Source organism: Nocardioides sp. NPDC006273, assembly GCF_040613495.1.
Taxonomy (GTDB): Bacteria; Actinomycetota; Actinomycetes; order Propionibacteriales; family Nocardioidaceae; genus Nocardioides.
Window position 1 is genome coordinate 1 of the sequence record NZ_JBEXSD010000026.1, and the last position, 21,578, is coordinate 21,578.

14 protein-coding genes are annotated in these 21,578 nt (G+C 68.6%); 4 read left to right on the forward strand and 10 right to left on the reverse strand.

Going from position 1 to position 21,578, the window contains the following annotated elements:
* Positions 1–137: 137 nt before the first annotated feature.
* Positions 138–872 carry a hypothetical protein gene (locus tag ABZZ22_RS13205; protein WP_354931836.1) on the reverse strand — a complete coding sequence of 245 codons (735 nt, stop codon included), beginning with the start codon at positions 870–872 and terminating at the stop codon, positions 138–140.
* A gap of 80 nt (positions 873–952) precedes the next feature.
* On the opposite strand from ABZZ22_RS13205, the gene ABZZ22_RS13210 reads away from it, so the two are divergent.
* Positions 953–1,819: an A/G-specific adenine glycosylase gene (locus ABZZ22_RS13210; RefSeq protein ID WP_354931839.1), complete on the forward strand. Its 867-nt coding sequence runs from the start codon at positions 953–955 to the stop codon at positions 1,817–1,819.
* 206 nt (positions 1,820–2,025) lie between these two features.
* On the opposite strand, the gene ABZZ22_RS13215 is transcribed toward ABZZ22_RS13210, so the two are convergent.
* The 8 genes from ABZZ22_RS13215 to ABZZ22_RS13250 all read right to left on the reverse strand — a co-directional run bounded on the left by ABZZ22_RS13215 (position 2,026) and on the right by ABZZ22_RS13250 (position 11,020).
* A complete protein-coding gene (locus ABZZ22_RS13215) occupies positions 2,026–4,611 on the reverse strand; it encodes an ATP-dependent Clp protease ATP-binding subunit (RefSeq protein ID WP_354931842.1) in 2,586 nt (861 codons plus the stop codon).
* Between the two features lie 202 nt (positions 4,612–4,813).
* Positions 4,814–5,137, reverse strand: coding sequence for an Lsr2 family protein (locus ABZZ22_RS13220; RefSeq protein ID WP_292651011.1), 324 nt, complete (start codon positions 5,135–5,137; stop codon positions 4,814–4,816).
* Between the two features lie 125 nt (positions 5,138–5,262).
* Entirely contained in the window at positions 5,263–6,045 is a 783-nt protein-coding gene (locus tag ABZZ22_RS13225) for a type III pantothenate kinase (protein ID WP_354931846.1), read from the reverse strand.
* 11 nt (positions 6,046–6,056) lie between these two features.
* Entirely contained in the window at positions 6,057–6,986 is a 930-nt protein-coding gene (gene nadC, locus ABZZ22_RS13230) for a carboxylating nicotinate-nucleotide diphosphorylase (RefSeq protein WP_354931849.1), read from the reverse strand.
* On the reverse strand, positions 6,986–8,647 hold the full coding sequence (locus ABZZ22_RS13235) for an L-aspartate oxidase (RefSeq protein WP_354931852.1): 1,662 nt from the start codon (positions 8,645–8,647) through the stop codon (positions 6,986–6,988). The genes nadC and ABZZ22_RS13235 overlap by 1 nt, the downstream gene beginning before the upstream one ends.
* A gap of 92 nt (positions 8,648–8,739) precedes the next feature.
* The gene (gene panD / locus ABZZ22_RS13240) at positions 8,740–9,165 is read right to left on the reverse strand and encodes an aspartate 1-decarboxylase (protein ID WP_354931855.1); all 426 of its coding nucleotides are present in this window, start codon (positions 9,163–9,165) and stop codon (positions 8,740–8,742) included.
* Positions 9,162–10,106 carry a pantoate--beta-alanine ligase gene (gene panC, locus ABZZ22_RS13245; protein WP_354931858.1) on the reverse strand — a complete coding sequence of 315 codons (945 nt, stop codon included), beginning with the start codon at positions 10,104–10,106 and terminating at the stop codon, positions 9,162–9,164. Before panC ends, panD begins: the two co-directional genes overlap by 4 nt.
* Positions 10,103–11,020: a DUF2520 domain-containing protein gene (locus ABZZ22_RS13250; RefSeq protein ID WP_354931861.1), complete on the reverse strand. Its 918-nt coding sequence runs from the start codon at positions 11,018–11,020 to the stop codon at positions 10,103–10,105. The genes panC and ABZZ22_RS13250 overlap by 4 nt, the downstream gene beginning before the upstream one ends.
* A gap of 361 nt (positions 11,021–11,381) precedes the next feature.
* Here ABZZ22_RS13250 and ABZZ22_RS13255 point away from each other — a divergent pair, with 361 nt between their 5' ends.
* From ABZZ22_RS13255 to ABZZ22_RS13265, 3 genes are all read left to right on the forward strand, one after another.
* A complete protein-coding gene (locus ABZZ22_RS13255; protein WP_354931864.1) occupies positions 11,382–14,915 on the forward strand; it encodes a CDP-glycerol glycerophosphotransferase family protein in 3,534 nt (1,177 codons plus the stop codon).
* Positions 14,906–16,003: a glycosyltransferase family 2 protein gene (locus ABZZ22_RS13260; RefSeq protein WP_354931867.1), complete on the forward strand. Its 1,098-nt coding sequence runs from the start codon at positions 14,906–14,908 to the stop codon at positions 16,001–16,003. The genes ABZZ22_RS13255 and ABZZ22_RS13260 overlap by 10 nt, the downstream gene beginning before the upstream one ends.
* Positions 16,004–16,090: 87 nt before the next feature.
* Complete coding sequence (locus ABZZ22_RS13265; protein WP_354931870.1) at positions 16,091–18,499, forward strand: polysaccharide pyruvyl transferase family protein; 2,409 nt, start codon at positions 16,091–16,093, stop codon at positions 18,497–18,499.
* A 1-nt stretch (position 18,500) separates the two neighbouring features.
* Here ABZZ22_RS13265 and ABZZ22_RS13270 read toward each other — a convergent pair whose 3' ends face one another.
* Positions 18,501–21,377: a CDP-glycerol glycerophosphotransferase family protein gene (locus ABZZ22_RS13270; RefSeq protein WP_354931873.1), complete on the reverse strand. Its 2,877-nt coding sequence runs from the start codon at positions 21,375–21,377 to the stop codon at positions 18,501–18,503.
* Positions 21,378–21,578: the final 201 nt, after the last annotated feature.

Below are 21,578 nucleotides of genomic sequence, written 5' to 3' on the forward strand. Positions count from 1 at the left end.
TACCCCTTGCTCTCCAGCGTCCGCAGCATCCGGCTGACGTAGCCGGAGTCGAGGCCGCCGAGTCTGGTCCTGAGATCCTGAACCGTCTCGGCGCCACGCTCGTGCCAACTCGGACGACGGGAGTGACGTCTCGGCGGTCACCCGGCCGGGGAGTCAGGTTCCGTACGCGACAGGGCAGTGCCCGGCTTGTAGAGGCCGAAGGTGGCCGATGACGGTTCCCCACCGAGTGCGGCGGCGACGATCACGAAGAAGTTGGGCTTCACCCACGGACCGTGGCCGGTGCACTCGCCGGCGACGACACGGCGGCCGCTCCAGGTCAGCGGGAGCGTGGTGACGACGTCGCGGCGTACGACGACCTCCTTGGTCGGCACCGCCTTGCGGCAGTCGACCGTCGACCAGACCAGGTCGCCGCCCTTCTGCGAGATCCGCACCTGGAGCGCGTCCGCGGACAGCTTCCAGGTGCACGCAGACGCCTTCACGGTGCGCAGCTGCAGCGGGATGGTGACGTTGTCTTCGGCGTAGCCGTCGGCGACGGCGGGCTCGACGATGATGTCAGAGGGGGAGCACTCGCCGGTCGGCTCTGGCGGCGCGCTGCTCTTGGGCTTGTTGGGCTTGTTGGGCTTGTCGGGCTTGTTGCCGCCCGCGTTGCCCGCCTGCTTCGACGGCTCCGCGCTCGGCGTCGGCGTGACCGTCACGGTCGCCGTGGGCTGGTCGGCCACGGGTGCGGCGGTGTCGTCCGGCTCGTCGGAGGCGTTGACGAAGAACCTCGAGAGCCCGACGATCAGGAGCAGGACGATCGAGAGCACAGCCAGCCGCCGGCGCCAGTAGACCGAGGCCGGTAGCCGTCCTCCAGTCCTTCTCGCACGGGCCATAGGCGACACCGTAATGATCCCGCGCCCAGGTTTCGGGGTGCCACTCCGTGGCAATACCTGTCGCACGGCACAATCTGGGTGTGACCGATCTCCACGACGCCGTTCTGGACTGGTACGACGCCAACGCCCGCGAACTCCCGTGGCGCACCTCGACCGCGACGCCGTGGTCGGTGATGGTCAGCGAGTTCATGCTCCAGCAGACCCCGGTCTCGCGCGTGCTCCCGGTCCACGAGGCCTGGCTGGAGCGCTGGCCGACCCCGGCCGACCTCGCCGCGGAGCCGACCGGTGAGGCCGTACGCGCCTGGGGCCGCCTCGGCTACCCGCGCCGAGCGCTGAGGCTGCACGCCGCCGCCACCGCCATCGTCGCGGATCACGGCGGCGAGGTGCCCGACAGCTACGACGACCTCATCGAGCTTCCGGGCGTCGGCGACTACACCGCGGCGGCGATCGCCACCTTCGCCTACGGCAAGCGTCACGTCGTCCTCGACACGAACGTACGCCGTGTCTTCGCCAGGACGCTGAGCGGAGTCGAGTTTCCTTCGCAGTCGGTCAACAAGGCCGAGCGCGAGCTCGCCGCCGGCGTACTCCCGCCGGAAGAGCCCACCGCCGCCACCTGGTCGGTCGCCGTGATGGAGCTCGGTGCGCTGGTCTGCACGGCAGCCAATCCATCCTGTGCCCGCTGCCCAGTCGCGGACCTGTGCGCCTGGCGCGCGGCCGGCCACCCCGCGTACGACGGGCCGCCTCGCAAGGTCCAGACCTGGGCCGGCACCGACCGTCAGTGCCGGGGCCGCCTCCTGGCCGTCCTCCGCGACGCTGACTCCCCCGTCCACCGCAGCCGGCTCGACGTGGTCTGGGCCGACGAGACCCAGCGTAAGCGTGCCCTTGACGGGCTCCTGAAAGACAACCTGGCAACCGAGGTGGAACCAGACTTCTTCGCCCTCCCCTAACCCCGCCGAGTGGTTAGTGGTGGCGACCCGAAACCGTAGAAATGGCGAACGAAACTATCCTTTCGTTCCCCACAACTACCGATTCGGACCGCCACTCCTAACCACTCGGCCGCCACTTCTACCGACTCGGCGCGCCATTTCTACCGACTCGGCGGGAAATCAATGAGGCCCCGGCTTGAATCAAGCCGGGGCCTCATTGGCGGGTGCTACTCGGAGTCGGGCTTGGGCTTGTCCGCCTCGGTCGACTCGTCCTGGTCGGGGAGCTCGATATCAGAGATCGACGCGCCCTCGAGGGGAGGTACGTCCGGGATGGACGAACGCTTCTGGCCCTTGAAGGTGAACTGCGCGGCAGGACCCTCACCCTCGACGTCGACCAGCACGATCTCGCCCGGGCCGATGTCGCCGTAGAGCATCTTCTCGGCGAGCACGTCCTCGAGCTCGCGTTGGACCGTACGACGCAGCGGTCGGGCGCCCAGGACCGGGTCGAAACCGCGCTCGGCGAGCACCTTCTTCGCGGCCGTGGTGAGCTCGATGCCCATGTCGCGGTCCTTGAGACGGATCTCGACGGACGCGATCATGTTGTCGACCATCGAGATGATCTGCTCCTGCGACAGCGGCGGGAACACGATGACCTCGTCGACACGGTTGAGGAACTCCGGACGGAAGTGCTGCTTGAGCTCGTCGGAGACCTTCGACTTCATCTTCTCGTAGGAGCCCGCCTTGTCGCTGGCCTGGGAGAAGCCCAGGTTGACCGACTTCGCGATGTCCCGGGTGCCGAGGTTGGTGGTCATGATGATGACGGTGTTCTTGAAGTCGACCACGCGGCCCTGGGAGTCGGTAAGGCGACCTTCCTCCAGGATCTGCAGCAGCGAGTTGAAGATGTCCGGGTGAGCCTTCTCGACCTCGTCGAAGAGCACCACGGAGAACGGCTTGCGGCGCACCTTCTCGGTGAGCTGGCCACCCTCCTCGTACCCCACGTAGCCCGGAGGCGATCCGAAGAGCCGCGAGACGGTGTGCTTCTCGCCGAACTCCGACATGTCGAGCTGGATCAGCGCGTCCTCGTCGCCGAAGAGGAACTCGGCGAGCGTCTTGGACAGCCAGGTCTTACCGACACCGGACGGGCCGGCGAAGATGAACGAACCGCCGGGGCGCTTCGGGTCCTTCAGACCCGCACGCGTACGCCGGATGGCACGCGAGAGGGCCTTGACCGCCTGGTCCTGGCCGATGACGCGCTTGTGGAGCTCGTCCTCCATGCGCAGCAGGCGCTGAGACTCCTCCTCGTTGACCTGCACCATCGGGATGCCGGTCGCCACGGCGAGAACCTCGGCGATCAGCTCCTCGTCGACCTCGGCGACCTCGTCCATGTCACCGGCACGCCAGGCCTTCTCGCGCTCGGCCTTCTTGGCGATGAGCTGCTTCTCCTCATCACGCAGTCGGGCAGCCGCCTCGAAGTCCTGGCCGTCGATCGCGGCCTCCTTGCGCTGGCGCACGTCGGCGATCTTGTCGTCGTACTCCCGCAGGTCGGCCGGGGCCGTCATCCGGCGGATGCGCAGGCGCGAGCCGGCCTCGTCGATCAGGTCGATGGCCTTGTCCGGAAGGAACCGGTCGGAGATGTAGCGGTCGGCCATGGTCACCGCGGCGACCAGCGCCTCGTCGGTGATGGTCACCCGGTGGTGGGCCTCGTAACGGTCGCGGATGCCCTTGAGCATCTCGATCGCGACCGCGATCGTCGGCTCCGGCACCTGGATCGGCTGGAAGCGGCGCTCGAGAGCGGCGTCCTTCTCCAGGTATTTCCGATATTCGTCCAGCGTGGTCGCACCGATGGTCTGCAGCTCACCGCGAGCCAGCATCGGCTTCAGGATGCTCGCCGCGTCGATGGCGCCTTCGGCCGCACCGGCTCCGACGAGGGTGTGGATCTCGTCGATGAACAGCACGATGTCGCCGCGGGTCTTGATCTCCTTGAGCACCTTCTTGAGGCGCTCCTCGAAGTCACCGCGGTAGCGCGAGCCGGCGACGAGCGCACCCAGGTCGAGCGTGTAGATCTGCTTGTCCTTGAGCGTCTCGGGGACGGTGCCCTTGACGATGTCCTGAGCCAGACCCTCGACGATCGACGTCTTGCCGACGCCGGGCTCGCCGATGAGGACCGGGTTGTTCTTCGTACGCCGCGAGAGCACCTGCATCACGCGCTCGATCTGGGCCTCGCGACCGATGATCGGGTCGAGCTTGCCGTCGCGGGCGTCCTGGGTCAGGTTGCGGCCGAACTGGTCGAGCACGAGGCTGGAGGAAGGCGCCTCGGTCGAGGTCGTGCCGGCCGTCGCAGTGGCGCCGGAGGTGCCGGCCTGGCCCTCCTTGCCCTGGAAGCCCGAGAGCAGCTGGATGACCTGCTGGCGGACCCGGTTGAGGTCGGCGCCGAGCTTCTGCAGCACCTGGGCGGCAACGCCCTCGCCCTCACGGATCAGGCCGAGCAGGATGTGCTCGGTGCCGATGTAGGAGTGACCGAGCTGCAGCGCCTCGCGCAGGGACAGCTCGAGCACCTTCTTGGCGCGCGGCGTGAACGGGATGTGGCCGGACGGTGCCTGCTGGCCCTGACCGATGATCTCCTCGACCTGGTTGCGCACCGCCTCGAGCGAGATGTCGAGGGACTCCAGGGCCTTGGCCGCTACGCCCTCGCCCTCGTGGATGAGGCCGAGCAGGATGTGCTCGGTCCCGATGTAGTTATGGGAGAGCATGCGGGCCTCTTCCTGGGCCAGCACGACCACCCGGCGGGCTCGGTCAGTGAACCGCTCGAACATGTACGCATCTCTCCTAAGAATTCTGGGGCGTCACCAAGATCCAACCCCGAAGACAGCCTACGCGTTCCCGACAACACAGCGCGATCCGTGCGCTGAGAGCGAACACGCGTTCCGTACGTCGGACAGCGCCGACCACGCAAAGACGGCTGCCGCGCCCAGGAGGGCGCGGCAGCCAGTCGTGCGGTGCGGCGGGACCTGTCGGTCAGTGGGCCGCTTCGAAAGCCGCTCGGACCTCGGCCGGAATGCGGCCGCGGTCGGGAACGGTGTAACCGTTGGCCTTGCCCCACTCGCGCATGACCTTCGGGGTCGTCCCACCGGCCGCAGGGGCCTTCTTCGCGCTGCCGCGGCGACCGCTCACCTTCTGCGCGTGACCGATGAAGAGCGCAAGAGAATCGCGAAGCTTTGCCGCATTGGCATCGCTGAGATCAATCTCGTAGGAGGTGCCGTCCAGGGCAAAGGACACCGTCTCGACTGCTTCCGAGCCGTCGATGTCATCCTCGAGGATGATCTGAACCTTCTTAGCCATGTTCCTACCTTCACTGCTCTTCACCCGGGTAACGGGCCGAATATAGGCCCCGCGTATAAGCGCGAGATGCGCATAGCATTACATATCACCCAGTTGAATCAACAGTGCGGCATACCGAAAACGCACTAACGAACGACATTTCGCTGGAATATGAGTTCCAGCCCTTGCAACGTCAGCCATGGGGAATGCGTGGAGAAACATCTGCACTCGTCCAGCACGAACTCCGCGAGATAGCCGGTGGCGATCACCGTCACGTCGTCGGCGGACACACCCAGCTCGGCGATGATCCGAGCGACCAGCCCGTCGACCTGCGCCGCGACCCCGAAGACCATCCCGGACTGCAGCGCCTCGACGGTGTTCTTGGCGATCACCGACCGCGGACGGGCGAGCTCGACCTTGCGCAGCTGCGCACCCCGTCGACCCAGCGCCTCCAAGGACAGCTCGATCCCCGGCAGGATCGCGCCACCGACGTACTGTCCCGCGGCGTTGACCACGTCGAACGTCGTCGCCGTCCCACGGAAGTCGACGACGATCACGGGACCGCCGTGCAAAGCCACGGCGGCGACCGCGTTGGCGATCCGGTCGGTGCCGACCTCGCGCGGGTTGTCCATGAGGATCGGGATGCCGGAGCGTACGCCCGGCTCGACCACCACGCTCGAGACCGAGCCCAGATGGCGCGCGAGCATCTCGCGCCACTCGTGCAGAACCGAGGGCACCGTCGCGCAGACCACCACCCCGTCGATGCTCGCCACCAGCGAGTCGCCGAGGATCCCCCGCAGCAGCGCCCACCACTCGTCAGCGGTGCGGTGCTCCAGCGTGGAGACCCGCCAGTCGGCGGACACGACGCCGTCGGCGATCAGCCCGAGAACCGTGTGGCTGTTGCCGATGTTGACTGCGAGCAGCGCCATCGCGGGACGCCTCAGGCCTCGGACAGGTCGAAGCCGATGTCGAAGACCTTCACCGAGTGGGTCAGCGCGCCGACGGACAGGTAGTCGACGCCCGTCTCGGCGACCTCCCGGGCACGATCCAGGGTCAGGCCGCCGGACGCCTCGAGCACGGCTCGGCCGGCGGTGATCTCGACGGCCTCCTTCATCATCGCGGTCGACATGTTGTCGAGCATGATCCGGCCACAGCCGGCGTCGAGAAGGGCCTCGAGCTCCTCGAGCGTGGTCACCTCGACCTCGACGGGCACCTCCGGGTAGGCGAACCGCACCGCCTCATAGGCCTGCACCGCGCCACCGGCGGCGACGATGTGGTTGTCCTTGACCAGAGCCATGTCGGAGAGGGACATCCGGTGGTTGGCGCCGCCGCCACAACGTACGGCGTACTTCTCCAGGGCCCGGAAGCCCGGGAGGGTCTTGCGGGTGTCGAGCACCTGCGCGCCGGTCCCCTCCAGCGCCTCGGTCCAGGCCGCGACCCCGGTGGCGACGCCGGAGAGATGGGAGGCGTAGTTGAGAGCCGTACGCTCCGCGGTGAGCAGGCCGCGGGTCGGCCCCGCGATCCGCATGATGACGTCGCCCGCCTTCACCTTGGAGCCGTCCTTGACGCGGTCGGTGACCGTGACCGAGTCACCCATGACGTACGCGAAGACGAGCTCGGCCACGCCCAGGCCGGCGACCACGCCGTCCTCCCGGGCGGCGAAGACGCCGGTCGCGGCCGCGTCGGGGGCGATCGTCGCCACCGAGGTGACGTCCTCGCTGGGCATCTCGCCGGGAGCCACCGAGGGCAGGTCCTCGTCGAGAGCGAGCTCGACGGCGTCGTAGACCTCGCCGGCGTCCAGGACGGCCTTGGTCAGCTCGTCGCGCAGCGACTGCGGGATCTCGTCGAAGGGCACGCGTCGGATGGTCATCAGGCTCCTGCCAGGGTTGGGGTCAACGGGTCGGTCGCTGGGGCCGGGGTGAAGGTGGCGACAGTCTCGCCGTCCCGGAGTCTCAGGTCGAAGTGGCCGGCGAACCCGGCGTCGTCGCGCTCGGCGAAATCCTCGCGCCAGTGGGACCCGCGGGTCTCCTCGCGCAGCAGCGCGGCCTTCGCCAGCGCGAGCGAGACGGTCAGCAGGTTGGTCGCCTCCCAGGCCGCCGGGTCGATCTCGGTCGCCGGCGCGCTCCCGAGCCGCTCGAGCTCCTCGATCGCCTCGGCGAGGCCGGCGGCGCTGCGGAGGACCCCGACCTTGGTCGTCATCGTCTCCTGCAGCTGTTTGAGCGCGGCGCCGGGGACGAGGGCGCGGCCGGTGCCGGGACCAGGGGCCGGGTCCTCCAGCTGCCGCAGCTCGCCGGGCAGCACCTCGGCGATCCGGCGCGAGAAGACCAGCCCCTCGAGCAGCGAGTTGGAGGCGAGCCGGTTGGCGCCGTGGACCCCGCTGCAGGCGACCTCGCCGGTGGCGTAGAGACCCGGGACGTCGCTACGACCCCACAGGTCGGTGCGCACGCCGCCGGAGGCGTAGTGGCAGGCCGGTGCGACCGGGATCAGGTCGACGGACGGGTCGATGCCGTGCTGCTCGCAGGAGGCGAGGATGTTGGGGAAACGCTTCTCCCAGAACTCACGACCCAGGTGACGGGCGTCGAGCCACATGTTGGGGTGTCCGGTCGCCAGCATCTGCTTCATGATCGCCTTGGAGACGATGTCGCGCGGAGCCAGGTCGCCGAGCTCGTGCACGCCCTCCATGAGGCGGTTGCCGTGCCAGTCCACCAGGAAGGCGCCCTCGCCGCGTACGGCCTCGGAGATCAGCGGCTGCTGGCCGCGGGAGTCGTCACCGAGGTACATCACGGTGGGGTGGAACTGGACGAACTCGAGGTCGCGCAGCGTCGCACCGGCACGCAGGGCGATCGCCATCCCGTCAGCGGTGGCGACGGCCGGGTTGGTGGTCTGCGAGAAGACCTGGCCGAGACCGCCGGAGGCGAGGACGACGGCCCGGGTGCGTACGATCCCGACACCGTCGGCGTCGCCCTCCCCCATCACGTGGATGGTCAGGCCGGCCACACCGCCGTCGGCGGCGGTCAGCAGGTCGACGACCATGGCGTGCTCGAAGACCAGGATCTCGGGCGCGCGGCGGACCGCCTCCATCAGCGCGCGCTGGATCTCGGCGCCGGTCGCGTCGCCGTCGGCGTGCGCGATCCGGTCCCGGCGATGGCCGCCCTCCCTGGTGAGCGACAGGTTGCCGGAGGGGTCCTTGTCGAACTCGGCACCCCACTCGATCAGCTCACGGACCGCCTCGGCGCCCTCACCGACCAGGACGCGTACGGCGTCCAGGTCACACGCCCCGGCGCCCGCCACGAGCGTGTCGACCTCGTGCTGAGCAGGAGTGTCGCCCTCACCGAGAGCCGCCGCGATGCCACCCTGGGCCCACTGCGTCGAGCCGGCCTGGAGCTCGTCCTTGGTGACGACGGCGACCCGCTCGACCTGGTCCTTCAGCCGCAGCGCCGCGGTCAGCCCGGCGATCCCCGAGCCCACCACGATCACGTCTGCCCACTCGGTCCAACCCGGGTCGCGGGCGGAGAGCAGCTGCATGTTCATGCTGTCCCCTCCGTCGAGGACGGGAAAGCATACGGAGGCGACAGCATGATGATCTCGTCTGTCGCTCGCTGGCGCTCGCTCATAGCCGCACGCTACTGCGCGGCGACGAGGTCACCGCGCAGCTGGTCGCTTCCCGGGACGGGCTCGGCGGCGTCGGAGCCGAGCGCGATGATGTGGTTGGCCTCGTCGACATGGACGACGTGCGGCTCGAAGGCGCGGGCCTCCTCGGTGCTCATCTGCGCGTACGCGATGAGGATGACCAGGTCGCCGGGGTGGACCAGATGGGCGGCGGCGCCGTTGATGCCGAGCACACCTGAGCCCCTCTCGCCGGCGATGGTGTAGGTCTCCAAGCGGGCACCGTTGGTGATGTCGACGATGGAGACCAGCTCGCCCGGGAGGATGTCCGCGGCGTCGAGGAGATCTGCGTCGACGGTCACCGAGCCGACGTAGTGGAGGTCTGCCTGGGTGACCGTGGCGCGGTGGATCTTGCCGGTCATCATGGTGCGCAGACGGGTCATCGGGGTGCTCCGATCGTGAGGCTCATGTTGTCGATGAGTCGAGTGGTGCCGAGCCGGGCGGCGATGAGGATGCGGGCCTCGGTGCCCGGCTCCGGTTCGGTGGGCAGCTCCCCGAGAGCGGGGTCGGCGACCGCGAGGTAGTCGAGGTCGACCGTCTTCGCCCGGCGCAGCTCGGCACGCGCCGCCTGGAGAGCGGCGTCGACACCGTTGATGGCCTCGCGCTGCGCGGCGTAGAGCGCCCGCGACAGTGTGGTCGCCTCCTCCCGCTGCTCGGGCGAGAGGTAGCGGTTGCGTGAGGAGAGCGCCAGGCCGTCGGGCTCGCGCTGCGTCGGCGCGCCGACGACATCGACGCCGAGACACAGGTCGGAGGACATCCGGCTGATCAGCGCGAGCTGCTGGTAGTCCTTCTCACCGAAGACGGCGACATCGGGCTCGACCAGCCCGAACAGCTTCGCGACGACGGTGAGCACGCCGCCGAAGTGGCCCGGCCGGGTCTTGCCCTCGAGCACGTCCCCGAGCTCGCCGGGGTCCACGGTCACCTGCGGCAGCCCGCCCGGGTAGACCTCGTCGACCGACGGAGCGAAGACGACGTCGACGCCCTCACGCTCGCAGATCTCGAGGTCCGCCTCGAGCGTGCGCGGGTAGCGGTCCAGGTCCTCGCCGGCGCCGAACTGCAACGGGTTGACGAAGATCGACGCGACGACCGGCCCGCCGCCGACCCGCTCGCGGGCGACCCGCATCAGCGAGGCGTGGCCCTCGTGCAGCGCGCCCATCGTGGGCACGAAGCCGACCGCGGCGCCGTCGCGGCAGGCGGGCTCGAGGAGCTTGGCCAGCTCGTCGCGGGTGTGTGCGACCTCCGCGCTTCGCGCGGTTACTCCCTCGCTCGGCGCGAGCGGACGAGCAGGCTCGCCGCTCGACCTCGCTCCGGTCGTCTCGGTCATGAGTACTTCCTCGCGGGGGCCTCGACGGTGCCGACCTCCGAGGAGGCGGCGTCGAGCAGCTTCTTGATCTTGAGAGCCCGGATGGGCACGAGCCGTCCGTCGGAGACGGCTCGGTCGAGCGTGGCCCGCGCCATGGAGACGTACGACCCCAGGGTCTGCGGAGCGTTGGTGCGAATGTCGTCGAGGTGGGCAGCCACCGTGCCGGCGTCGCCGCGGACGATCGGCCCGGTCAGCGCGGCGTCGCCGTGGTCCAGGGCGTTGTCGAGCGCAGCGGTCAGCAGCGGGCGCAGGGTCCCCGCGGGGTCGGTGGCCCCCGCGGCGGAGAGGATCTCCATCGCCTCGGTGACCAGGGTGACCAGGTGGTTGGCGCCGTGGGCGAGCCCGGCGTGGTAGAGCGTCCGCATCTCCTCGGGCACCCACATCGGCTTGCCGCCGAGGTCGCCCACGAGCGCCTCGGCGAAGGCCCGGTCGGTGGGAGAGGCGGCGGTCAGCCCGAAGACGCAGCCGGTGAGCCGGCCGAGGTCGACCGAGGTGCCGGAGAAGGTCATCGCCGGGTGGACGGCCATCACGTGGGCGCCGATAGCGGCCGCCGGCTCGAGGATCGCCAGGCCATGGCGGCCGGAGGTGTGGGCGACGTACATCCCCGGGCGGATCGCGCCGGCGTCGGTCATCGTCTTGACGACGTTGCCGAGCATGTCGTCGGGGACGGTGAGAAGAAGAAGGTCGCACGCGCGAGCGACAGCAGTCGGCTTCTCGACCGGGACTCCCGGGAGAAGCGAGGCGATCCGCGCGCGAGAGGCGTCAGATTCTCCGGCGACGGCCACGATCTCGTGACCTGCGGACTGCAGCGCTGCGGCTAGGACGGCACCGACGCGACCCGCGCCGACGACGCCCACCCGGAGTGGGTGGTTCATGGTGGTAGACCTTTCGTTCCAGTCCCTCCGACCACTCCCCTTGTGAGCGGAGCCGGGATGGGTACCAGACGTAGTGCCTGCGTGCTCGGCCACGGTGACCGAGCAGTACTGCTTCGGCTTCGCTTCAGCTCAGCCGAAACAAACGGTACGCCGCCGGACACGCTTCCGAAACACTCGGTGGCTGTGGCACGCGTCACCCCTGGTAGCGGCCGCAATACCGGTCCTGGCATCTGGACGGATTCGCTGCGGAACAGGCGACTCGGTGACCTGACCCACTGATTCAGATGAACGAGAGTTGAACGCCTAGACTCATCAGCCGTCTCTTGTGTCCCCTGTGGAAGGTCCGCCTCCTTTGTCAGCCATGAGTCCGCGCCGCCGTGCGGCCCATCGCGTCGCCGACGCGATCGACCGTACGATGCACGTCGACTCCCGGCGCCTGGCCCGCGCGGCCCGCCGCGAGACCCGCCGGGCGAAGTACGCCGTCGGGCTCGGCCCGAAGCCCGTTCTCAGCGTGGTCATGCCCATCTACAACGTCGAGCAGTGGGTGGAGACGGCGCTCGACAGCATTCTGACCCAGTCGCTGCAGGCGCTCGAGGTCATCGTCGTCGACGACGGCTCTCCCGACGGCTCGGCCGATGTCGTACGCCGCATCGCCCGCCACGACCCACGGGTCAAGATCGTCACCAAGGAGAACGCCGGTCTGGGCGCGGCCCGTAACACCGGCCTGGAGCACGTCCGCGGTGACTACGTCGCCTTCGCCGACTCCGACGACATCATCCTTCCCGGGTCCTACGAGGCCATGGTGAACCTGCTCGAGCAGTCCGGCTCCGACTTCGTGACCGCGGCGTTCGAGCGCGGCGAGTTGGGTCGGGCGACCCGCCCCAACTGGGTCAAGAAGCTGACCCGCAGGACCCGCACCGGGCTCACGATCGAGGACGAGCCGCTGGCACTGCTCGACATCACCTCGTGGAACAAGGTCTTCCGCACCAGCTTCGTCGAGGAGCACGAGCTGCTCTTCAGCGAGGGCGTGCGCTACGAGGACCAGGTGCCGATCACCCGCGCCTACCTCGATGCCACCTTCGACGTCCTCGACCGGTGCGTCTATCTGTGGCGTACGCGTGACGATGGCACCTCGATCACCCAGCAGAAGGCGACGATGCAGGATCTCGCCGACCGCATCCTCAGCCAGGACCGCTGCGCCGAGCTCGTGCAGGACGCCCCGACCGAGGTGCGCAACACCTGGTTCGTGAAACTGCTCGACTACGACTTCCCCAACTACGTCGAGGCCGCGATCGGCGCCGACAACGCCGAGTACGCCGACGCCGTCCGTGAACGGCTGGCGTTCCTGCGCGACGAGATCCCCAACGAGATCTGGGCTCGGCTCCAGTTCCGCAACCGGGTCGTCTCCTGGGCGCTGAGCCACGACGACTTCGAGCTGGTCGACGAGCTGCGCGGCTGGTTCCAGCAATTCCAGTCGGGCCGCCCCATCGGAGTCGCGGACGGCGTCCCTGTCTTCGTCCTCCCCGAGGGCCTCGACAAGCGTGGCACCCTCCCGCCGGAGACGCTGCGGGTGGAGGAGGTCGACCTGCTCCCGCGCGTGCAGCTGACCTCGGCTGCCTGGGACGGGTCCGACCTGGTCCTGCGCGGATCTGCCTTCCTGCAGAACCTCACCGACTCCTACGCACCGCATGAGCTGCGACTGCACGTACGTGGCGAGGCAGTCGACGTGGAGGTCCCGGTCACCCGGTTCACCGACCCGTGGCTCGACGAGGTCGCCAACCGAGCCTACGAGGACCGGGCGGGCTCCGGATTCGAAGCACGTATCGACGCACAGAAGCTCGCCGAGGTGACCCCGGCCGGCCAACACGACCTGGTGCTCGAGTTCGAGCACACCCAGGGTGACTTCACCCGGGTCTCGGGCATCACCGGCCAGGTGCCGTCCGGTCCCGCCGGCTTCCGTGACAGCAACGTCCTCGCCGACCGACTGGTCCGACTCGGCGGCAGCGGCGCCAACGGTTTCCGCGTACACGTCCAGGACGACTGGGCCCGCACCGCCGGTCATCGCATCACCCCTGCAGGCACCGTCGAGGTCACCCTCGTCGGCCCCGAGCGCAACCCGATCCTCGCCCCCACCTTCGGCAAGGTCGTAAGGTGCGACCCGAACGGCATGGTGACCGTCCTGCTTCAACCGCGTCGGACGCGCGAGCTCGAGGTCAAGCTCACCTCCGGCGTCCAGGTCCCGGTCCGCTGGGCCGAGGAGGCCAACGTCCTCGGCACCGACGCCGGCAGCGAGCCCGGCATGGCGTACGTCGTGCGCAGCGGCGGCAACACCGTCCGGGTGACCCACCGGCAGCCGTCGGTGCACATCGCCGAAATCGACGCGACCGACGAGCGGCTGGTGCTGCGCGGGGTCAGCCTCGGTGCGGCGGGCCACCGCCTGCAGCTGTCCTCCGAACGCGTCGACGCCGTCACGAGCGCCGCCCTCCCCGCCGGCGAGTTCGAGATCGAGGTGCCGGTCGTTCGCGATGCTTGGCAGCTCGGCCGCACCGCGCTGCCGACGGGCCACTACGAGCTGCGGCTCGTCAACGAGTCCGGCGAGGTGCGCGAGTTCGCCCACGTGAAGGTCGCGACCTCGCTGCGCACACACGGGCCGATTGACATCGAGATCAACGGCGCCCCGGTGCGCATCGGCACCAGCAGCTCGTGGAGCCTGATCGTCATCTCCCACGCTCTGCCCGTGGACGTACGCTCCGGACGCAGGCAGCAAGAGCTGCGGGAGAGCTACCTGGAACGGCGCCACGAGGGCCGACTTCCGGTCGTCCTGCTGGAGACGTTCAAGGGCAAGATGGCCTGCGACTCTCCCGCCGCGATGGCGCGCGAGCTGCTCGCCCGTCACCGCGCCGGCGAGGGGCCGGAGCCGGTCTACAGCGTCAACGACCGCTCGGTGCTCGTCCCCGACGGGATCCGGTCGGTGGTCCGCTTCTCGCCGGAGTGGTTCGAGCTGCTGGCTCGGGCCCGGTATCTGGTCACCAACGACAACTGGCCGTTCTTCTTCGAGAAGGCGCCGGGCCAGGCGTACATCCAGACCTGGCACGGCACCCCGCTCAAGCGCATCGCCAAGGACATCACCGACCCCAAGGGCGGGCTCTCGGCGCTCTACATGAAGACGATGGACGCCGAGGCGCGCGCCTGGGACCGGCTGATCAGCCCGAGCCCCTACTGTTCCGAGATCCTCCCGCGTGCCTTCGGGTTCGACGGCGGGGTGGTGGAGTCCGGCTACCCGCGCAACGACGTCCTCGCCGCCGACGACCGCGACGAGGCCAGGGCGGCGATCCGGAAGCGCCTCGACATCCCCGAGGACCAGCGGGTCCTGCTCTACACCCCGACTTGGCGCGACACCTTCGCCAAGGTGCTCTACCTCGACCCGGCGCAGGTCGTCGCGGCGCTGCCCGACGTGACCGTGCTCGTCCGCGGCCACGTCAACACCTCGGGCGGGGCCTCGGTCGCCTCGGAGCTCGCCGGCCGGATCCGCGACGTGACGCTCTACCCGGACATCAACGACCTGTTCCTGGCCGCCGACGTGTTGGTGACCGACTACTCTTCGGTGATGTTCGACTTCGCGATCCTCGACCGGCCGCAGCTCTTCCTGGTCCCCGACCTGGTCGAGTACGAGGCCTCTCGCGGGTTCTACTTCGACTTCGCCGAGACCGCTCCCGGCCCCCTGTTCAGCGACAACGAAGCGCTGATCGCGCACCTGGCGGCCGGACCGGCTGCCGACGCCGCCTACGCCGAGGCCCGCGCCGCCTTCCGGGAGAAGTTCGCCCCCTGGGACGACGGCGCCGCCGCCTCCCGTGCCGTGGACGCACTGCTGTCCGCGGTCGAGGAATGCGACTGAAGCGCAGCCGGCCGATGCTGGGCGTGGTCGTCCCTGCCTACAACATCGCGCCGCTGCTCCCTGCCGCCCTCGACAGCATCCTCGGCCAGACCTACAAGAACCTGCACGTGGTCGTCGTCGACGACGGTTCGACCGACATGACCGGCGTCATCGCCGAGGAGTACGCCGACCGCGACCCGCGGGTCGTCGTCCGCCGCACCGCCAACCACGGCCTCGGCGCGGCCCGCAACACAGGTCTGGCGCACCTGGCGGGCGCCGACTACATCACCTTCGCGGACTCCGACGACGTCGTCCCGCGGACCGCCTACGCCACCATGGTCCGCACCCTGGAGAGGACCGGCTCCGACTTCGTGACCGGTTCGGTCCAGCGTTGGGAGGACGGCGACCTCGTCGAGCCGGTGTGGATGCACACCTTCCACAACCCCGAACGGCTGGGGACCACCGCCGCTGCCGACCCGCGCATCCTGGGCGACGTCTTCGCCTGGAACAAGGTCTACCGACGTACGTTCTGGGACTCCGCGGCACTCGCATGGCCCGAGGGGCTGCGCTATGAGGACCAGCCGACCCTGACCCAGGCCTACCTGGCGGCCACCGCCTTCGACGTCATCCCCGACATCGTCTACCACTGGCGCATCCGCACCGACGGCACCTCGATCACCCAGCAGCGCTCCACGGTGGCTGACCTCCGCGACCGTCACGTCACCAAGAAGATGTCACTGGAGACGGTGCGGAAGTACGTCGCCGACGGCGGTGACCCCGAGGTGCTCGAGGTCTTCTTGAACAAGACCCTCCCCGGTGACATGCGCCGCTACTTCGCCGCGATCCCCGAGGCGGGCGACGAGTGGTGGGACCTGCTCGTCGAGATGGTCCGTGACATCTGGTCGGAGCGCACCCTCGCCGACACCGTCCTGCCGCCGGGTCAGCGGCTCATCGGCTGGCTCGTCGAGAACGACCGTCCGCGCCAGGCCAAGCACGTCGCCGCCTGGATGGTCGAGCACGGCCGCCTCCCCCGCAACGAGGACGGCACCGCGCTCGAGGTTCCCGGACTCGATCTGACCGACATCGACCCGTACGCCATCCGGGTCTGACCCGCTGCCGGTAAACTCTGCACGCTCGCCTCGGGACGAGCCCGAATCCTTCGGGTCTTGTTTCCTGCTTCGTGAAAGTAGCTGTGCGTGGAAATCCCCCTTCGGCGCGTCGTCACAATCTCGCCGCTCCTGCTGAGCGATGCGTGGTCCGTCCGCCGCGAGCCACCGCGCCCGGCCGAACTGCGCCAGGCCGACTACCTCGACAAGTTCGACGACGACACCCTGGTCTACGACGCCTTCCCCGTTGGCGACACCGTCCGACTCAGCGGACCGCCTCTGCTCAACCTGGCCTCGGGCCTGAGGGATGCCGTGTGGCGGGTCGGTGGCGCCGAGGCGACGGGGCAGTTCCACGACCTCGACCGCACCCAGGCGTCCTGGCTCGACGCCTCCGCCGCCAGCGGTGAGAAGCTCACGGTGACCCTTGGCGGGGCCACGGGCGAGACCGTGATCTCCGAGAGTGGCGTCGACTGGTTCCGCGGCCACCGGGTCCTGGTCACCAAGTCGAAGAACAACGACCTGCAGTGGATCGCCGACTGGGCGCGCTTCCACGCCGCCAAGCAGGGCATCAACGCCGTCCTGATCTACGACAACGACTCGGATCGCTACCGGCCCGAGGACGTCCTCGAGGCACTGGACGTCCCTGGGATCGAGATCGCCGTTGTCGTCGCGTGGCCCTTCAAGTTCGGTCCACAGGGCGGCAACTGGCATGGCCTGACGGATGCGCCGTGGGACTCCGACTTCTGCCAGTACGGCATCCTCGAGCACGCCCGTCACCGCTTCCTCTCCGAGGCCGCCGGGGTGCTCAACCACGACATCGACGAGCTCGCGGTCTCCGAGGACGACGCCGGCGTCTTCGAAGTCCTGGCCGCCTCCGAGTCTGGCGCGATCCGCTACCCCGGGCGCTGGATCGACACCCCGAGCGCTACCGCCTCGCAGCCCCCGAGGTTCTCGGACTTCACGGTCTATGACACGACCAGCCGACCGAGCACCGGCAAGTGGGCGATCGACCCGATGCGTACGCCGCATGCCGAGCAGTGGAAGACCCACAGCGTCCCCGGGATCGCGATGGTGACCACCAAGCGCATCCGGCACCGGCACTTCACCGGCATCACCTCGGGCTGGAAGTACGCTCGGGGCGGTGCCACCGAGGTCAGCGCGACGCATCGTTACGACATCAGGCTCGCTGACGCTCTGGTCGACGTCTTCGGCCCCGATTCGGTCCGGGCGGTTCCCGGCGTCGTCGGGCCCGGCACCACCACGGCGCTGCTCGAGGAGGTGGAGCGCCGCCTCAGCGAGAGCACTCGGAGCGGCCGGCATGGGCCGGGACACACCCTCGTGCTCGACTACGAGTCGGTGCACGGCGTCCGATACGCGTACGAGATCACCGCCACGCCCCAGAGCATCAGCCTCGAGATCACGGCCGCCGACGACGCTTCGTGGTACACCGTCCGCAAGCAGTGCAGCCCTGATGCCAAGGCCGTCCCCGGCACCGCCCAGCGGCTTCAGCTCGGCCGGTGGAAGTCAGCGCTCGCGTTGGAGCAGGTCGTCGATGACCTGGTCGACCACATCCGGCGGACCAACACTGACCTCAATCGGACCGAGCAGCATCCGCCGCGCGCCATCGCCTCCTACTGGTGGGATCAGCGCCCCAGCTTCGGCGACCAGATCGGGCCCTGGCTCATCGAGGCGATCACCGGCCTGCCGGCGTACAACTCCATCGGACAGCCCAACGCGGGCGGCGCGCTGATGACGACCGGGTCGCTGATCACCGAGATGCAGCGGCCGGACATGACGATCTGGGGCTCGGGCCTGATCGCGCCGCTGGGCAACGCGGCCGTCGAACGCCTCCGAGACCGCAAACCCCGAGAGGTCCTTGCCGTACGCGGCGCCCGCACGCGCAACCAGCTGGTCAAGCACCTCGACTGGGACGTCCCCGAGGTCTACGGCGACCCGGCTCTGCTGATGCCGTACGTCCTCCAGCCGGGCGAGCGCCCCAGCGAACGATCGGGCCTCAGCATCATCCCGCACCGCTCGCACGCGCGCATCCTTCCCGAGCCCCTCATCACCCGCAGCGGCGGTCACCCAGTCGACGTACGGCGCCCGGCGCGGGAGGTAGTCGAGGAGATCGCTCAGTCCGAGGTCGTCGTGTCGACTTCGCTACACGGGCTGATCCTCGCCCATGCTTACGGCATCCCCTGGGTCTGGCTGCACATCATCGACAAGCCTCTGGCCGGCGACCGGTTCACCTTCTCCGACTTCTTCACGACCTTGGAGAAGGAGGAGGTCGCCTCGGTCTCGGTGACCGCTGAGGTCGCCGCCGAGCTCGACCTGGAGCGGGTCGTCTCTAAGGCCACCCTCCCGGGCTCGAAGTTCGACTCGCGTGCGCTCGTCGAGGTTCTCCCCTACGACATCCGCGAGGACTTCCTCCAGCAGCTCCCCCGCCCTCGCCGCAGCCGGCTGCACGCTGGCAGCTGGCTGCGGCGTACGCGCGACTGACCTAGGACCGAGCCGACGACTGGTCGTGCTCGAGCGGCGGGCCGAGAGTCTCGCCCCCGGGCCCTATCGCCTTGTCCTTCGGCTCGATCGCGTCGACTGCGAGGATAAGGGCCTCCACGGCGCGCTCCTGCGCCCCGCCGACCTGTTCCAGCGCCTCGACCGCGATGCTCAAGGCATCGGTGGTGGCCGACGGCTCGTCGACGCCATCGGCAGCGCCGGGTTGGACATCCTGCAGCCAGCCGCGAAGGGGTCGGTTGATCCGCCGGATCGCCTTCACGGTCCGCTCGCTGTTCTCGGTGTCACGGAAGGCGAAGACCGACTCGATCCTGTCGGCGAACGGCTCGACAAAGTTCTTCGGAGACTTGATCGCCGCCACGATCGCCGCGATCGCCGCGTCAGCGTCGTCCACGACGGGCCCGAACCCGTTGTCTTCGTAGGAGAAGTACCCCTTGCGATAGGCGTGCGCGCCCGCAAAGAACTCCTCGCGGTCGAACTGGAAGTACACCGATGGCGTACGAACGTAGGCAGCATCGAACGCCAGCGAGGAGTAGTCGGTCACCGCGAGCATCGACCGGGCGATCCATGCCTTGATGTCGTCGGTGGCGTAGGAGACCAGGCGCACCCAGTCAGGGATGTCCCCCGGGCTGAGGAGCCCCTGAAGATTCGGATGGGGCGCGAATGCCAGCTCGACGCCGGCGGCCTCCGCAGCCTCCCGGATCTCGGTGCTGGAGAGAAGCTTGATCCAGTTCCGGAAGTACGCGGTGTCGTGAAACCCCTCGGCGAGATCGCGCTGGTTGCTGGTGGTCGTGTCCGAAGTGAGCAGGTACTGCCGCCACGTCGGCATGATGAGGACGACGTTGCGCTGCGCGTCCGGCGTCGCTTCCAGCAACCGTTGCAGGTCGTCGTGGCGCGGGAACCCAGTCAGCGCGACCTCGCGGCTGGTGAGCTTGTAGGGCGTCCCGTCCGCCACGAACGAGTCGTGCTCTGCCTTGCCGGTCGTCAGCATCAGGTGCATGGTCTTGGAGTTGAACCAGTGGGACAGGTCGTCCTTGGTTACTCCGTGCTGGAGGAACGTGAATCGCCACCAGTTGCGTCCATACCGCTTGAAGTCGTACGGCGTCACGATGTAGCGGTCGAGCTGCGAGGAGATCAGGTGTGCGGCGTTCTTCATCAGCAGCACGTGCTCCTGCGTGCCGTATGCAACCAGGCGGAACCCGTCCTTCTGCAACCGGGCGTAGTCCGGGCTCGCCTTGCTGATCACGAACCAGGCGTTGATCTCCGGGTGCACCTCACGGATGTGCCGATAGAGCGTCTCGGCGTTGTCGCGGGCCATGGTGTCGCGGTCGATCAGCACCCACGCGTTGCGATACCGATTCCGCACCTTCTCCGAGGCAGCCAGGTTCTTGACTCGCTGCGGTTCGCGTTCGTCGTGCCGCTTTGCCAGCTGCCGATCGAGGCGACCGCGGGCTCGCTGCCAGAGACTGCGTCGCTCCATCTGGTGCTGCCAGGGCACCGGCGCAGGAAGGTCCGGACGCGGGGTGCCTCGCCCTCGCAGCCGGCTCCAGACCAGGTCAGAATGTGCGTACCGTGAGGGCACATCCTGCGAGGAGAAGGCGAGCTGCGCCGGAGTCGTCTGCCCATGAAGGATGATCGCCCAGTCCTGCTGCGCGTCGACCCAACCGATGCGCTCGTAGACGAAGGTGCGTCCGAAATAGTTCAGCGCCCGGGATTTCGCGCCCATCGCCGGAGTCGGAACGCCGCGGACCAACAGGGTCTCGTTCGCTTCGGGATCATTGACGTAGTACGCGAAGCGGACACCCCGCTGCAGCGGATCGACGTGATCCACACGGACTCGCTGACCGGGCGGCACAGACCCGGTGCGAGCCGCGTACCAGGCGATCCGGAGCTCCTCGGGCATCCACGTCAGATCGAAGTCCAGGAACGACCGAGGGTCGATCCGGGCAATGAGTCGATCCAGCAGCTCGTGGAACTCGGCAAGGACGTCCGCAGGGATGGAGGCAGTCGCCGATCCGGACCGGGCGTCGTTCTTGAAGTACCACTGCAGGTCGTAGAGAGCCATGAACTGCAGCCAGGTCGGCGGGGTCCGGTCACCGAACCGCTCCATGGCGGTGATGAAACCGTGACGCAGCACCGCGGTGTAGCGATCATGGTCGGCCCACGCCTTGTCGACGAGGGATGAGCCGTCACCGCGCTTGCGGTAGAAGTACATCGACTCTGCGATGAACGCGACCCTTCGCGACGGCCTCGACGCGAGGTAGTGCGCCGTGTAGACCCCGTCCTCTGCCACCGGCCGGACGCGGCTGTCGAATCTCAGGCCTGCCTCCCGGACGAAGTCCACGCGACCGAAGCTGTTGTTGACCGAGAACGGGAAGTAGCGCGGCTCCAGGTCGAGATCCACCATCCTCGTCCCAGCCATGAACCGGAACGAGAGCGGATGGTCGTCCTTCGCGGTCGAGGGGTCCTCGTCGGCGAACGGCATGAACCGGCACGCGATGTAGTCAGGCTCCTCACCCGAGGCGAGGTAGTCGCGCAGACCCTGCAAGTAGTGGGCGTCGAGCGCGTCGTCAGGGTCAGGGAAGGAGATCCAAGAGCCGGTGGCATCGTCCAGTCCGACGTTGCGGGCCGAGGACAGTCCACCGTTGGGCTTCACAATCACCCGAGCCGTGGCCACGTCGTGCTCGGCGATCCACTTTCGGATCAGTTCCTCGCTGCGGTCCGGCGAACCGTCGACGACGAAGATCAGCTCGGTGTCGGCCAGACCGCCGATCTGTCGGCGCAGGCTCTCCAGGAATGTCCCGATCCATGCCTCCACGCCGTAGGTGGGGACGACAAGACTGAATAGGGGTGTCGACGACACGCATGTGCTCCGAATCGGGCTCGTGGCCGTGCGTCCCGATGTCGCCGTGCCTGTTTGTTCTGAACCAGTGCCTGCGCACTGACGCGGCTCAGCGACGCCTGTGTCACCGACCCATTCGCATCACGAGATTGGTCGGGCGTCCCATGGCCCGAACAATGCGAACGGGTAAAGAATAACCGCCGCCAGACCCCGTCGAGACCA